Source organism: Actinomadura sp. J1-007, assembly GCF_009793335.1.
Classification (GTDB): Bacteria; Actinomycetota; Actinomycetes; order Streptosporangiales; family Streptosporangiaceae; genus Spirillospora; species Spirillospora yumaensis.
The window spans coordinates 421060-434554 of record NZ_WING01000001.1 but is presented as its reverse complement, the minus strand read 5'-3'; the positions used below and the strand labels follow the sequence as shown (position 1 = coordinate 434554).

16 protein-coding genes are annotated in these 13495 nt (G+C 74.4%); 10 read left to right on the top strand and 6 right to left on the bottom strand.

Going from position 1 to position 13495, the window contains the following annotated elements; translation table 11 throughout:
- Nucleotides 1-43: 43 nt before the first annotated feature.
- A complete protein-coding gene (locus GEV43_RS01950; protein WP_160819224.1) occupies nucleotides 44-1501 on the bottom strand; it encodes a leucyl aminopeptidase in 1458 nt (485 codons plus the stop codon).
- A 108-nt stretch (nucleotides 1502-1609) separates the two neighbouring features.
- Here GEV43_RS01950 and GEV43_RS49145 point away from each other — a divergent pair, with 108 nt between their 5' ends.
- From GEV43_RS49145 to GEV43_RS01940, 3 genes are read left to right on the top strand one after another with little or no spacing between them, the layout of a single operon-like run.
- The gene (locus tag GEV43_RS49145; RefSeq protein ID WP_241682739.1) at nucleotides 1610-1753 is read left to right on the top strand and encodes a hypothetical protein; all 144 of its coding nucleotides are present in this window, start codon (nucleotides 1610-1612) and stop codon (nucleotides 1751-1753) included.
- Nucleotides 1714-1950, top strand: coding sequence for a GntR family transcriptional regulator (locus GEV43_RS49140; RefSeq protein ID WP_309239400.1), 237 nt, complete (start codon nucleotides 1714-1716; stop codon nucleotides 1948-1950). The genes GEV43_RS49145 and GEV43_RS49140 overlap by 40 nt, the downstream gene beginning before the upstream one ends.
- 3 nt (nucleotides 1951-1953) lie before the next feature.
- Nucleotides 1954-2979 (top strand): DUF1648 domain-containing protein, encoded by a 1026-nt coding sequence (locus GEV43_RS01940; RefSeq protein WP_160819223.1) that lies wholly within the window; start codon nucleotides 1954-1956, stop codon nucleotides 2977-2979.
- A gap of 31 nt (nucleotides 2980-3010) precedes the next feature.
- Here the strand turns inward: GEV43_RS01940 and GEV43_RS01935 are convergent, their stop codons facing one another.
- Nucleotides 3011-3739 (bottom strand): adenosylcobinamide-GDP ribazoletransferase, encoded by a 729-nt coding sequence (locus GEV43_RS01935; protein WP_375539077.1) that lies wholly within the window; start codon nucleotides 3737-3739, stop codon nucleotides 3011-3013.
- Nucleotides 3740-4078: 339 nt separating this feature from the next.
- Nucleotides 4079-5023 carry a bifunctional adenosylcobinamide kinase/adenosylcobinamide-phosphate guanylyltransferase gene (locus GEV43_RS01930; RefSeq protein ID WP_160824231.1) on the bottom strand — a complete coding sequence of 315 codons (945 nt, stop codon included), beginning with the start codon at nucleotides 5021-5023 and terminating at the stop codon, nucleotides 4079-4081.
- 51 nt (nucleotides 5024-5074) lie between these two features.
- On the opposite strand from GEV43_RS01930, the gene GEV43_RS54545 reads away from it, so the two are divergent.
- Both GEV43_RS54545 and GEV43_RS01920 read left to right on the top strand, forming a co-directional pair.
- Nucleotides 5075-5995 carry a thioredoxin domain-containing protein gene (locus GEV43_RS54545; protein WP_160819222.1) on the top strand — a complete coding sequence of 307 codons (921 nt, stop codon included), beginning with the start codon at nucleotides 5075-5077 and terminating at the stop codon, nucleotides 5993-5995.
- Between the two features lie 43 nt (nucleotides 5996-6038).
- A complete protein-coding gene (locus GEV43_RS01920) occupies nucleotides 6039-6236 on the top strand; it encodes a hypothetical protein (RefSeq protein WP_160819221.1) in 198 nt (65 codons plus the stop codon).
- A 429-nt stretch (nucleotides 6237-6665) separates the two neighbouring features.
- Here GEV43_RS01920 and GEV43_RS01915 read toward each other — a convergent pair whose 3' ends face one another.
- Both GEV43_RS01915 and GEV43_RS01910 read right to left on the bottom strand, forming a co-directional pair.
- On the bottom strand, nucleotides 6666-7667 hold the full coding sequence (locus GEV43_RS01915; protein ID WP_160819220.1) for an aldo/keto reductase family protein: 1002 nt from the start codon (nucleotides 7665-7667) through the stop codon (nucleotides 6666-6668).
- Between the two features lie 96 nt (nucleotides 7668-7763).
- Entirely contained in the window at nucleotides 7764-8309 is a 546-nt protein-coding gene (locus GEV43_RS01910; RefSeq protein WP_309239399.1) for a DUF3043 domain-containing protein, read from the bottom strand.
- Between the two features lie 162 nt (nucleotides 8310-8471).
- Between GEV43_RS01910 and GEV43_RS01905 the strand changes: the two genes are divergently transcribed.
- From GEV43_RS01905 to GEV43_RS01885, 5 genes are all read left to right on the top strand, one after another.
- Nucleotides 8472-9287: a PspA/IM30 family protein gene (locus GEV43_RS01905; protein WP_206681040.1), complete on the top strand. Its 816-nt coding sequence runs from the start codon at nucleotides 8472-8474 to the stop codon at nucleotides 9285-9287.
- Complete coding sequence (locus tag GEV43_RS01900) at nucleotides 9284-9562, top strand: hypothetical protein (protein WP_160819218.1); 279 nt, start codon at nucleotides 9284-9286, stop codon at nucleotides 9560-9562. Before GEV43_RS01905 ends, GEV43_RS01900 begins: the two co-directional genes overlap by 4 nt.
- A 340-nt stretch (nucleotides 9563-9902) precedes the next feature.
- Nucleotides 9903-10820, top strand: a complete 918-nt coding sequence (gene htpX / locus GEV43_RS01895) for a zinc metalloprotease HtpX (RefSeq protein ID WP_160819217.1) — start codon at nucleotides 9903-9905, stop codon at nucleotides 10818-10820.
- A gap of 3 nt (nucleotides 10821-10823) precedes the next feature.
- Nucleotides 10824-11393 carry a hypothetical protein gene (locus tag GEV43_RS01890; RefSeq protein ID WP_160819216.1) on the top strand — a complete coding sequence of 190 codons (570 nt, stop codon included), beginning with the start codon at nucleotides 10824-10826 and terminating at the stop codon, nucleotides 11391-11393.
- Nucleotides 11394-11515: 122 nt separating this feature from the next.
- Nucleotides 11516-12313, top strand: coding sequence for a maleylpyruvate isomerase family mycothiol-dependent enzyme (locus GEV43_RS01885; protein WP_160819215.1), 798 nt, complete (start codon nucleotides 11516-11518; stop codon nucleotides 12311-12313).
- 16 nt (nucleotides 12314-12329) lie between these two features.
- On the opposite strand, the gene nadA is transcribed toward GEV43_RS01885, so the two are convergent.
- On the bottom strand, nucleotides 12330-13484 hold the full coding sequence (gene nadA / locus GEV43_RS01880; RefSeq protein WP_160819214.1) for a quinolinate synthase NadA: 1155 nt from the start codon (nucleotides 13482-13484) through the stop codon (nucleotides 12330-12332).
- Nucleotides 13485-13495: the final 11 nt, after the last annotated feature.

Here is a 13495-nt window from a genome sequence, read left to right as displayed (position 1 = left end):
AGAAACCTCTTCACTTCTCCTACCCGGGAACACCGGGAGGCCGCTACAGAATCCCCGCCGCCAGATCCTCGGCGACCTGGACCAACGTACGTGTCGCCGCTCCGGTGCCGCCCTTGGGGGTGTACCCGTAGGGCTCGCCCTTGTGGAAGGCCGGGCCGGCGATGTCGAGGTGGGCCCAGCGCACCCCGTCCGGCACGAACTCCTTGAGGAACACGCCCGCGACCAGCATGCCGCCCCAGCGCTCGCCGCTGATGTTGGCGATGTCGGCCACCGCGGAGTCGAGCCCCTTGCGCAGCTCCGCGGGCAGCGGCATCCCCCACGACGCCTCGCCGGCGCGGTCGGCAGCCGAGACAACCTTCTCACGAACGTCGTCGTCGTTGGCCATGACCCCGGCGGTCCGGGCGCCGAGCGCGACGAGCTGCGCGCCGGTCAGCGTCGCGACGTCCACGATGAGGTCGGGGTCGTCCTCGGTCGCGCGGACGATCGCGTCGGCCATGACCAGGCGGCCCTCGGCGTCGGTGTTGAGCACCTCGACGGTCTTGCCGCCGTAGATCCGCAGCACGTCGGAGGGGCGCTGCGCGCTGCCGGACGGCATGTTCTCGGCGATCGCGAGGTAGCCGACCACGTTGACCTCGGGGCCGATCTTGGCGATCGCGCGCAGGGCGCCGAGCACCGCGGCGGCGCCGCCCATGTCGGACTTCATCCAGTCCATCGAGTCGGCGGGCTTCAGCGATAGGCCGCCCGAGTCGAACGTGATGCCCTTGCCCACGAGCGCGAGCGTCTTGGCCGCCTTCGGGTGGGTGTAGGCGAGGCGGACCAGCCGCGGCGGGTTGGCCGAGCCCTGCCCGACGCCCGCGATGCCGCCGTAGCCGCCGTCCACCAGGGCCTTCTCGTCGAGCACCTCGACGGCGAGGCCGGTCTCCTCGGCGACCCGGGCGGCGGTGCCGGCGAGGTCCTCGGGGACCAGGTCGGACGGCGGGGTGTTGACCAGGTCGCGGACCAGGTTGATCGACTCGGCGAGGACCGTCGCCCGCTCGACGGCGGCGGCGTCGGAGCCGAGGACGCGCAGCTCGCCGACCGGGTCCTTCTTCTCGCCCGTGCGGTACGCGCCGAAGCTGTAGTTGCCGAGCAGGGCGCCGAGGGCGACGGCCTCCACGCCGCCGGGCAGCGCCACGGCGACCTTGGCCGAGCCGGCCAGCGCCCGCACGCCCGCGCCCGCCGCGCGCCGTACGGCCTCGTCGTCGGGGTCGTCGCCGAGCCCGACGGCCACGACCACCCGCGCGGGGATCGCGCCGAGCGTCGGCAGCTTGGTGACCTCGCCGGCCTTGCCGGTCGCGCCGAGTGCCCGCAGCCCTTCGGCGAGCCGTCCGCCGAGGGCCTTGTCGAGGTCCTCGGCGCCCGCTGCCGGGCGGGCCCCGGAGTCGCCGGGGGAGACCCCGATCACGATGGCGTCGACGTCGAGGGTGGCCGGGGCTGCGCTGTCAAGGCTGATGCTCGTCACGTGCTCTGATGTTAGTCGTCCCGGTGACCGGTTTCGCCCTTTTGGATCAAGCCTTACCTTCTCCCCGTTCGCCCGGATGGCATTAATGGTGCTAGTTTCATTGGCACCATGTTGATCAGGCTGGCCGACGACGACCCCCGGCCCCTGCACGAGCAGGTGGCGTCCGCGATCCGGCGCGCGATCGCGGCGGGGAGGCGCCGCCCGGCTCCCGCGTGCCGCCGGCGCGCGAGCTGGCGGACGCGCTCGGCCTGAACCCCAACACCGTCCTGCGCGCCCTGCGGCGGCTCCGCGACGAGGGGCTGCTGGAGTTCCGGCGGGGCCGCGGGATCCGCGTCGCCGCCCGTCCCGAGCGCGCCGACCTGGTCCAACGGGTCCGCGCGCTCGTCGCCGACGCCGAGCGGGCGGGCGTCACCCGCGCCGAGCTGCTCGCGCTGATCGAAGGAGTGTGACCCATGGCCTCCCGTCCGGACCCCGGCCCGGCCCCCGTCTCGCGCCGTTCCCTCGTCCTCACCGTGTCGCTCGCCGCGGTCGCCGGGCTCGCGCTGATCCCGGTCGCGCCGCTGGCGCTGCGCGACCGGCTGCCCGACCCGCTCGCGACGCACTGGGGCGGTGGCGGGACGGCCGACGGGCACGCCTCGTTCGGGGCCAATCTCGGGTTCCTCCTCGGGCTGTGGATGGTGTTCTGCGCGGTGGCGCTGCTGTGCGGCTGGACGGCGTGGGGCCGCCGGTCGGTGCGGGCCTGGACGGCGGGCCTGCTCGGCTTCGGGGCGGGGATGACCGCGGGCGTCCTCGCGACCATGCTGCGCGCCAACCTGGACCGGTCCACCTGGCGGGACGCGGGGACGATCGGCTGGCCGGTCGTCGCGCTCCTGATCGCGGGCTCGGCCGCCATCGGGCTCGCCTGCTCGCTGCTCGGCCGGATCGGGCCGGAACGGGGTCCGGAGGCCGCCCCGGCCCCGGAGGACGCGCCGCGCATCGCCCTCGGCGCCCGGGAGCGCACGGTGTGGATCGGGTACGTCCGCAGCACGTGGATGGTCGTGCTCGGCGGCGTCCTCCTCGTCGGCGGGTCGATCGGCACGCTCCTCGCCCTCCTGCTGCCCGGCTCGCTGGTGCCGGGGAGCACGCCGGCGATCGCCGCGGCGTGCCTGCCGCTGACCGGCGCCGTCGGGCTCGCCCTGTCGTTCGTCCGGGTGACCGTGGACGCGCGCGGGCTCGCCGTGGCGTTCGGGCCGTTCGGACGGCCGGTGCGGCGCATCAAGCTGGACCGGATCTCGCTCGCGTGGGCCGAGGACCGTTCGCCCGCCCAGGCCGGGGGCTGGGGCTACCGGATCAACGGCCTCGGCACGACGGTGATGCTGCGCGGCGGCGAATGCCTCGTCGTCCGCCACGGCGACGGCCGCGACTTCGCGGTGTCGGTGGACGACGCCGAGCGCGCCGCCGCCGTCCTCAACTCCCTCCGCGAGCGCTCCGCCGCCTGATCCGGCGCGGTCCTGCGGCCCGACTGGGCGGTCAGGGGCGGGCGGCGAGGACGATCAGCGCGGCGGTCGCGGCGGTCTCGACCAGCGCGCCGAGCACGTCGCCGGTCACGCCGCCCAGCCGGCGCACGGCATGGCGCAGCAGGAGCAGCGCCGCGCCGACGCCCGCGGCGACGGCGGCCAGCGCCCGCGCGACGCCGCCCGGCCCGTCGGCCGCGTACGCCGCCACGGCGGCCACGAGCACGACGGCGGTCGCCGCGGCGGCGGCGCGCGGCGGCACCGTCCCGGCGACCAGCGCGCCGAGACCGCCCGGCCGCGCGGACGGCACGCCCGGCCCGCACGCCCACGGCAGCGCCAGCCGCCCCGTCACGCCCGCGACCAGCGCGGCGGTCGCGGCGTGCGGGGCCGAGGCGAGGCAGGTGGCCTGGACGAGCAGCGTCAGCACCAGCGTCACGACGCCGAACGGCCCGATGTCCGACCGCTTCATGACGGCGAGCGCCTCGTCCGCCGGACGGCCGCTGCCGAGGCCGTCCGCGAGGTCCGCGAGCCCGTCCAGGTGCAGCGCCCGGGTGATCGCCGCCGTCGCGGCCACCGCCAGGACCGCGCGCGGCAGCGGGGACAGCCCCGCCAGGTCCCCGCCCACCAGCACCAGGGCCGCGGCCCCGCCCGTGATCAGCCCGACGGCCGGCGCGCAGACCATGGCGCGCCGCGCGGTCCCGCGCCCGGCCTCCCCGGAGAACGGCAGCGGGACGACCGTGAGCAGCGTGACCGCCAGCCGCAGCCCCGCCCCCAGCGCCCCGCCGCGCCCCCGCCGCCCCGGCCCCTCACCGCGCCCCCGCCCGCCGGCACCCCGCCGAGTCCCCGCCGACCCAGCGCCGCCCCGCTGTCCCGCCTGTCCCGCGCCTCCCCGCTGTCCCGCCTGTCCCGCCTGTCCCGCGGCTCACCGCTGTCCCGCCGACCCGGTGCCTTCCCGTTGTCCCGCCGACCCGGCGCCGCCCCGCTGTCCCGACTGTCCCGCGCCGCCCCGCTGTCCCGCCCGTCCGGCGCCTCACCGCTGTCCAGCCTGTCCCGCGCCTCCCGGCTGTCCCGCCCGTCCGGCGCCTCACCGCAGCTCCGTCACGCGTCCGGCCACGACCAGCGCGGCCTCATCGGACTCGGCGGCCAGCCGCTGGTTGACGGTCCCGAGCACGTCGCGGAACGCGCGGCCCGCCCGGTTGTCCGGGACGAGCGACAGCCCCACCTCGTCGCTCACCGCGATCACGTGCGCGGACGTGCCGCGCCACGCCGCGACCAGCTCGTCGATCCGGGACGCCGCGCGGGACGGGTCGTCCCACGCGTCCGCGCCGTCCATCACGGCGGCGACCCACGTCCCGATGCCGTCCACGAGGAGCGGGCCCTCTGCGGACGCCAGCACGTCCGCGAGGCCGGTCGTCTCGACGGTCCGCCACCAGGACGGCCGCCGCCGCCGGTGCGCCTCGATCCGCGCCGACCACTCCGCGTCGCCGTCGCGGACCGCGCCCGTCGCCACGTACGTCACGTCCCCCTGGGCGATCAGCCGCAACTCCGCCTCCGCCGACTTGCCCGACCGCGAACCGCCCAGCAGCAGCGTCCGGTACGGACCGGCGAGCGGCCCGCGCCAGTACCCGAGCCGCCGCTCCAGCTCCTCCGCCGACGGCACCCGGTGGTCCACGTGCACGGCCATGACCCGCGTCATGTCCGTCACCGCCCCCGCGTTCCGCAGCAGGCCGAGGTGCTCCGGCGCCCCGGCGAGGTCGAGCAGCACCGCGTCGTACACCGCGCCCGGCGCCGGCTCGGGCCGCGCGCCCGGCCCGGAGGCGACGAGGAGCCGCCCGCCCGCCGGGGCGTCCGCCTCGTACCCGCCCGGGACCTCCCGCCGCGCGCACGCCTCCAGCGGGACGCCGTCCACCCGCACGCTGGTCGGCTCGTACCTGACGCCCGCGATCCGCAGCCGGTTGCAGGACGCGCAGCGGCAGCCGCGGACGGGCCATCCGCCGGGCCCCGCGGTGCCCTGGAGCTCGATCTTCATAACGGACACGGACGCTACCCTGGTCGTTCCCGTGAGCGCGAAGGAGACCTGGTGGGCAACCCCCCGAACACGCCCTGGCCGCAGCAGCCGGGTCCCCCGCAGGGACCCTACGGCCCACCCGGAAACCCGCCCGGAGGCCCGCCGCCCGGCGGCGGTCAGCCGGGCCCGCCGATGGGCCCTCCACCGCCGGGACCGTACGGCGCGCAGGGCCCGCAGTGGGCGCCCGCCGGGCCGCCGCCGCCCAAGAAGGGCGGCGCGGGCCTGGTGATCGCGCTCGTCGCCGGCGCCCTGGTCGTCGTCCTGGCCGCGGTCGGCGGGATCGTCTACGCGATGAGCGGCGGGGACGACGCGAGCGACGCGGACGCCGGCCCCGAGGTCGAGCTGAGGGTCGGCCAGATCGCCGGCGGCGCCGAGGCGCGCCCCGAACCGGACGGCAGCCTCACCATGGTGCGGCCCGGCGTCGTCCGGCCCGTCGTGGACGTCTACGAGGACTTCGCGTGCCCCCACTGCGGCGCGTTCGACCGGATGCACGACCCGATGCTGAAGCAGCTCGCCGTCGCGGGACGCGCCAAGGTCGTCTTCCACCCGATGGTGGTCTTCGGCGAGAGCGTGCAGCCCGCGCGCGACAACGCGATGCGCGCCGCCGCGGCCCTGCGCTGCGTGGGCGACGGGGCCCGCTGGCTCGCCTACCAGGACGCCGTCTACCGGCACCAGCCCGCGAGCCTTGAGACGAAGGGCTACGCGACCGCCGACCTGGTCTCGTACGGGGCGCCGGTCGGCCTCACGGGCGACGACTTCGCCAAGTGCGTCGAGAGCCAGCGGTACGCGCCGAAGGTGGCCGAGGTCAGCCGCCGCTACATCGCCGGCGGCGTCCAGGGCACCCCGTCCGTACGGGTGGACGGGCGCACGCTGCCCACCACCGACACCGGCAGCGCGGACGCCCTGCGCCGCGCGATCGAAGCCGCGGGCTGATCGCAGCGGCTAGTCTCACGGGCGACGAGGGAGGTCGAGCGGTATGGCGTGGAGCTGGCGGCTGGAGAAGACCGGCGGGCAGGCGGCCGGGACGTCCGAGGAGACGTTCCCGACGCAGGCCGACGCGGAGTCGTGGCTGGGCGAGAACTGGCGCGCCCTGCGCGAGGAGGGCATCGACACGGTGACGCTGCTGGACGGCGACTCCGACGTCTACCCGATGAGCCTGCTCGACCCGGAGTGACCTTCCGCGCCGCCCCGCCCCCCGCCGCGGACGCGCCCGGCACCCCCGAACGAGCCCGCGGCGACGGCCTCCGGGCACGCCCGGGAAGCGCAACGCCCGCCGGTCGCTCAACGCGCGCTGGTCGCTCAGCGTGTGGCGGTCGCTCAACGCGTGCCGGTCGCTCGAGCGGCGGCCGTTCAACGTGCGGCGGTCGCTCAACGCGTGCCGGTCGCTCAACGCGCGCCGGTCGCCTCAACGCGCGCCGGTCGCTCAACGCGCGCCGGTCGCCCAACGTGCGGCGGTCGCTCGACGCGTGTCGGACGTTCGACGCGTGCCGGTCGCTCGACGCGTGCCGGACGCCTCAACGCGCGGCGGACGCCCAACCCGCGCCGGTCGCCCAACGCCCGCCGGTCGCTCAACGCGCGGGGGGCGCTCAACGCGCGGCGGGTGTCAGGGGCGTTGGGCGGGGCTGATCGTTCGCGACGGGTCGCGGATGACGACCGGGCCGAGCACGTCGTCGATGCGCCGCAGCACCTCGGCGTCGAGCTTGACCCCGGCGGCCCGGACGTTGTCGCGGACCTGCTCGGGGCGGGACGCGCCGACGATCGCGGCCGACACGTTCGGGTTCTGGAGCGTCCAGGCGATCGCGAGCTGGGCCATCGTGAGCCCGAGCTCGTCCGCGATCGGCCGCAGGTCCTGGACGCGGGCCAGCAGGTCGTCGCTCAGGTACCTCTTGATCATGTCGGCGCCGCCCCGCTCGTCGGTGGCGCGCGACCCCGCCGGCGGCGCCGCCCCCGGCTTGTACTTGCCGGTCAGGACGCCCTGCGCGATCGGCGACCACACGATCTGCCCGAGCCCCTCGCGCTCGGACAGCGGGACGACCTCCTCCTCGATGACCCGCCACAGCATGGAGTACTGCGGCTGGTTCGACACGATCCGGTCCAGGCCCATCTCGTCGGCGATCCTCAGCGCCCGCTCGATCTCCTCGGCCCGCCACTCCGAGACGCCGACGTACAGCACCTTGCCCTGCCGGACGAGGTCGTCGAACGCCCGCATCGTCTCGTCCAGCGGCGTCTCGTGGTCGAACCGGTGCGCCTGGTAGAGGTCCACGTAGTCGGTGCCGAGGCGGCGCAGCGACCCCTCGATCGACTCGCGGATGTGCTTGCGGGACAGTCCGCTGTCGTTCGGGCCGCTCCCGGTCGGCCAGTAGACCTTCGTGCAGATCTCCAGCCCCTCGCGGCGCAGCCCCTTCAGCGCCCGCCCGAGGACCTCCTCGGCGCGGGTGGCGGCGTAGACGTCCGCGGTGTCGAACGTGGTGATGCCCTCGTCGAGGGCCGCCGCCACGCACGCGCGGGCGGCGTCCTCCTCGACCTGGGAACCGTGGGTGAGCCAGTTCCCGTACGCGATCTCGCTGATCTTCAGGCCGCTGCGGCCAAGGTGTCGGAACTCCATGGGACCGACCCTAACGGCGTGTGATCGCCCTCACCCGCCCAGGTGCCGGTCAGGCCGGACGGCGGCGGGAGCGGGGGAGGGGGTTCGGCGCGGCGGTCAGATCTTGTCCTTCTCGCCGATCTTGACCTGGGGGGACGGCACGCGCAGGCGGCGGATCTGCATGGCGCGCATCGCCGCGTACATCCCGAGGCCCTTGCGGTCCTCGTCGGGGAAGCGGGCGGCGGCCAGCTTCTTGATGCCCGTGTTGAGCATGAAGCCCTCGATGAACACGATCGCGAGCAGCACCGGCGGCGCGAACAGCACCAGCAGCTTGGCGGCGGCGATCGGCAGCAGGCTCAGCACGACGATCAGGAACATCGCGTACATGAGGTACGACGCGAACGTGCGGCGGGAGTCGACGTAGTCGCGGGCGAGCCGGCGGACGGGCCCCTTGTCGCGCTTGAGGAGGTACTTCTCCTCTCCCTTGGCCATTCCCTCGCGGGTCCTGACGCGCTCGGTGGCCTGCCGTTCACGGGTCTTCTTGTACGCCTCCTTGCGGGTGGAGGGCGCGGTGATCGGCTGGCGGCGGCGCTTCTCGGCCTCGCTCCGTTTGGGCGTGGGCCGGCCCTTTCCCCCCGGCTTTACTACCTGAGGAGGATTCACGGGGGCTTCCTGGGTACGACGTCGGAACACGGGATCAGCCTACCGGGTGCGAACATCGTGGCTGCCTCGCGCGTTAACGCGTAGGGTGATAAGACCCCAGCAGTGGTCATTGAGCCCAGTTGGTGAACTGAGCTACAGCACGAAGGGACCGGCGCCAGCGCGATGAGCGTGATGAAGCGAATGTCGATGATCTTCAAGTCCAAGGCGAACAAGGCCCTGGACCGGATGGAGGATCCTCGTGAGACCCTGGACTATTCGTATCAGCGCCAGCTCGAGATGCTGCAGAAGGTCCGTCGGGGTGTCGCCGACGTCGCGACCTCGCGCAAGCGCCTCGAACTGCAGATCAACCAGCTCGAAGGGCAGCAGAACAAGCTGACCGACCAGGGCAAGAAGGCGCTCCAGGTGGGCCGCGAGGACCTCGCCCGGGAGGCGCTGACCCGGCGGGCGGGGCTGGACAGCCAGCTCGGCGACCTGCGCGCGCAGTACCAGCAGTTGCAGGGCGAGGAGGAGAAGCTCACCCTGGCCTCGCAGCGGCTCCAGGCCAAGGTCGACTCGTTCCGCACCCGCAAGGAGACGATCAAGGCCACCTACACGGCGGCCGAGGCGCAGACCAAGATCAACGAGGCGTTCTCCGGCATCTCCGAGGAGATGGGCGACGTGGGCCTCGCGATCCAGCGCGCCGAGGAGAAGACCGAGACGATGAAGGCCCGCGCCGGGGCCATCGACGAGCTGCTCGCCTCCGGGGCCCTGGAGGACTTCTCCGGGCCGAAGGACGACATCCAGGCCGAGCTCGACCGGATGGGCTCCGGGCCGGGCGTCGACCTCGAACTGGAGGCGCTGAAGGCCGAGCTGGGCCAGGGTCCCGCGCCGAAGGAGCTCAACCAGGGCACCTCCGCCGCGCAGCCCCAGCAGCAGGCGCAGCAGCAGGACGCCCCGCAGCAGGCGCCGTGGCCGCAGAAGCCCGGGGGTGCCCAGTGATCGTCCGGCTCATGGGCGAGGGCCAGCTCGACGTCGCGGCCGACGAGCTGTCCTCCCTCAACACGCTCGACGACGAGCTCGAGGCCGCCATCGAGTCGGGCGACGAGACGCTGTTCCGCGCCGCCCTGCACGCGCTGCTCGACAACGTGCGCAAGGTCGGCAAGCCGCTGCCCGCCGACAGCCTCGCGCCGTCCGAGCTCATCCTGCCGCCGGCCGACGCGCACATCGACGAGGTGCGCTCGATGCTCGGCGACGAGGGCCTGATCCCCGACTGATCCCGGGCTCTGGAACGACCCCCAGGGCCCGGGGACCGGCCGGGGAGGTCGTACGCCGGGGTACGGGAGTGCCCGGCGCTCCGCATCCGCCGCCCGACCGGCGCCGCCCAGGCGGCCCCCCGGCGGTCCGGCGTTTCCCGTGCGGGCCGCGCACGGCGGTCCGGCGGTACGGCGCGCGCCCGACGGCCCGCCCGGCGGCGCCGGCCGTCGCGGTGGCCGCCGGCGCGGCGCGAACGGCCCGGCCGTCCTGCGGGCCGCGGGCCCGGCTCCCCCTGGCGCGGGCACAAAACCCGTGCTCCGCACGTTGTCAAGTATGAGTTGGGGAGAACAGGGGGATCGGATGACCCGGACGCGCTATGCCTCCGACCGGGGGCTGACGTCGCGGATGCTCGTGACCATGTTCCTGCTGGGACTGGTCTATGTCGTCTTCGTCGGGGCGTTCTTCGTGATCGCGCCGAAGTGGGGGATGGTCGCCCTCGCGGTGGCCGTCGTGTTCATGCTCGCCCAGTACTTCTTCTCCGACAAGCTCACCCTGTTCGCCATGCACGGCCGCGAGGTGACGCCGGAGGAGGCCCCCGAGCTGCACGGCGTGATCGACCGCATCAGCGCGATGTCGAACGCGCCGAAGCCGAAGGTCGCGATCGCCGACACCGACGTGCCGAACGCGTTCGCCACCGGGCGCAACCAGAGCAAGGCCGTGGTGTGCGTGACGACGGGCCTGCTGCGGCGGCTCGACCCGGTCGAGCTGGAGGGCGTGCTCGCCCACGAGATGGCGCACATCGCGCACCGCGACGTGGCGGTCATGACGATCGCCTCGTTCCTCGGCGTCTGCGCCGGCCTGATCACCAGGTTCGGGCTGGAGTGGGGCCTGTGGGGCGGCTTCAACCGCCGCGACAACGACCAGAACACCGGGATGATCCTGCTCGCCGTGGTCGCCGTCAGCGCGGTCGCCTACGCGATCAGCTTCCTGCTGACCCGCGCGCTGTCGCGCTATCGCGAGCTGTCCGCCGACCGGGCCGCCGCGCTGCTGACCGGACGGCCCTCGTCCCTGGCGAGCGCGCTGACCAAGGTGTCGGGCGAGATCGCGCGGATCCCGAGCCGCGACCTGCGGTCCGCCGAGCCGTTCAACGCGTTCTTCTTCGCCCCGGCGTTCACCAAGGGGTTCAGCGTCTCCTCGCTGTTCTCCACGCACCCGACGCTGGACAAGCGGCTCGCGCAGCTCTCGAAGATCTCCGACCAGCTCAGCAGGGGAGCCTGACCCGTGGGATTCCTGGACACGCTGCTCGGCCGCTCCAAGCCGGCCAAGCCCGACCTCGACCGCCTGTTCGCGCTGTCCACGGCGGCGATCACGCTGGAGGCCGCGACCGGCTTCACGCCGACCGGGCTCGGCTCGGTGTGCTTCCGGGCCGCCGAGGGCGGCGCGTTCGCGCAGATCCAGCGGGACGTCCAGCAGCTCCTCGACGCCGACGAGGGCCCGAAGGTCGAGCTCAGCACCGACGCGTACGGCTACACCTGGCTGCTCGCCAGGCACGCCCCCGAGGAGCTGCCCGCGCTGGTCACCGACCTGCACGCGGTGAACGCCTCGCTGGAGTCGGGCGGGTTCGGGCCGCACCTGCTGTGCTCGCTCGCCGGGTTCACCGGCCCGGACGGGCGGCGCCTCGCGCTCGTCTACCTCTACAAGCGCGGCACGTTCTACCCGTTCGCGCCGCTGCCCGGCGACAAGCGCGACAACGCGCTGGAGATCCAGGTGAAGGGCGCGGTGGGAGCCGACCTGCCGTTCGAGGAGGACCTCGCCCGCTGGTTCCCCGTGTGGGGAGCGCCCGGCCTCTGAGCCACGGCCTCTGAGCCCCGGTCTCTGAGCCCCGCGCGGGACGCCCTCCGGACCGCTTACGCCCGGCCGCGAGGTGTGACATCGTCGGGGAAGCGATCTGGACGAACAGCGCGGGAGGGGTCATGACGGCAGGGACCTTGGATCACCACCGCTACTGCGACGCGACCGAGGCGCAGCTCGCCGCGATCCTCGACGCCGCGGACGCCGCCGGGCCCGACGAGCCCGTTCCGGGCTGCCCCGGCTGGACGGTCGGCGACCTGCTCCGCCACCTCGGGTACGTGCACCGCTGGGCGGGCGGGATGGTCGAGGTCGCCGCCCAGGACGTCGTGCCCATGCGCGACCTCGCGGGAACGGCCCCGAAGGACCCCGCCGAGCTGCGGGCCTGGTTCGTGGACGGCGCGGCGGCGCTGCTCGCGGCGCTGCGCGCCACCGACCCCGAGACCGTGATGTGGGCCTGGGGGGCCGGGGGCCGCGCCGGGTTCTGGGCGCGGCGGATGCTGCACGAGAACGCCGTCCACCGCTGCGACGCCGAGGTCGCCGCGGGCCGTGACCCGGCCGTGGACGCCGACATCGCCGCCGACGGGATCGAGGAGCTGCTGGGGCTCCTCCCGCGCGCGTCCATGTTCGCGCCGAAGACCGCGAACCTGCGGGGCAAGGGCGAGGTGCTCGCGCTCGCGGCGCCCGACGCCGGGGCCCGCTGGCTGCTCCGCCTCCAGCCCGACGGCTTCACCTGGACCCGGGAGGACGCCGCCGCGGCAACGGGCGGCCCGGACGTCTCCGACGCCCAGGCCGCCGTCCGCGGGAACGTGTCGGACCTGTTCCTGTTCCTGTGGGGCCGCCGCAAGCTCGGCGACCCCCGGCTGGAGTTCTCCGGCGACGACGCGCTGCTCGTCCACTGGGTGGAGAACTCGGCCCTCTGACCGGCTCCCCGTCCGGTTACGGGAGCGCGAGCATCTGGTCGAGGGCCAGGCGGGCGTAGTGGGCGGTCTCCTCGTCCACCCGGATCTGGTTGACGACCCGCCCGTCCGCGAGGGACTCCAGCGAACGGACCAGGTGCGGCAGGTCGATCCGGTTCATGGTCGAGCAGTAGCAGACGGTCTTGTCGAGGAACATCACGTTCTTGTCCGGGTGGGCGTTCGCCAGCCGCCGGACGAGGTTCAGCTCCGTGCCGACCGCCCACGCCGACCCGGCGGGCGCGGCCTCCAGGGTCTTGATGATGTACTCGGTCGAGCCCACCCGGTCCGCGGCCGTGACGACCTCGTGCCGGCACTCGGGGTGGACGAGCACGTTCACGCCCGGCACCCGGGCCCGCACGTCGTCCACCGAGTCCAGGCTGAACCGGCCGTGCACCGAGCAGTGCCCGCGCCAGAGGATCATCCGCGCGTCCCGCAGCTCCCGCTCGCCGAGTCCGCCGCCGGGCCGGTGCGGGCTGTAGACGACGCAGTCGTCCAGCCCGAGGCCCATCTCCAGGACGGCGGTGTTGCGGCCGAGGTGCTGGTCGGGCAGGAACAGCACCTTCGACCCCTTCGCGTACGCCCAGTCCAGCGCCCGCCTGGCGTTGGACGAGGTGCACACGACCCCGCCGTGGCGGCCGACGAAGCCCTTGATGTCGGCCGAGGAGTTCATGTAGGTGACGGGCACCACGTCGCCGGCGATCCCGGCGTCCTCCAGGACCTCCCAGCACTCCTCGACCTGGTCGAACGTCGCCATGTCGGCCATCGAGCAGCCCGCCGCGAGGTCGGGCAGCACGACCCGCTGGTGGTCGGCGGTCAGGATGTCGGCGGACTCGGCCATGAAGTGCACGCCGCAGAACACGACGTACGGCGCCTCGGGCCGCGCCGCCGCCTCCCTGGCCAGCTTGAACGAGTCGCCGGTCACGTCCGCGAACTCGATCACCTCGTCGCGCTGGTAGTGGTGGCCGAGCACGAAGACCCGCTCGCCGAGCGCCGCCTTGGCCGCGCGGGCACGTTCCACCAGGCCGGGGTCCGAGGCGGGCGGCAGCTCCCCGGGGCAGTCCACGCCCCGTTCGCTCGCCGGGTCCGATCCGCTGCCGAGCAGCAGCAGTGGAAGGTCGCGCACTGGAGTGGTCACGGGAGTTCTCC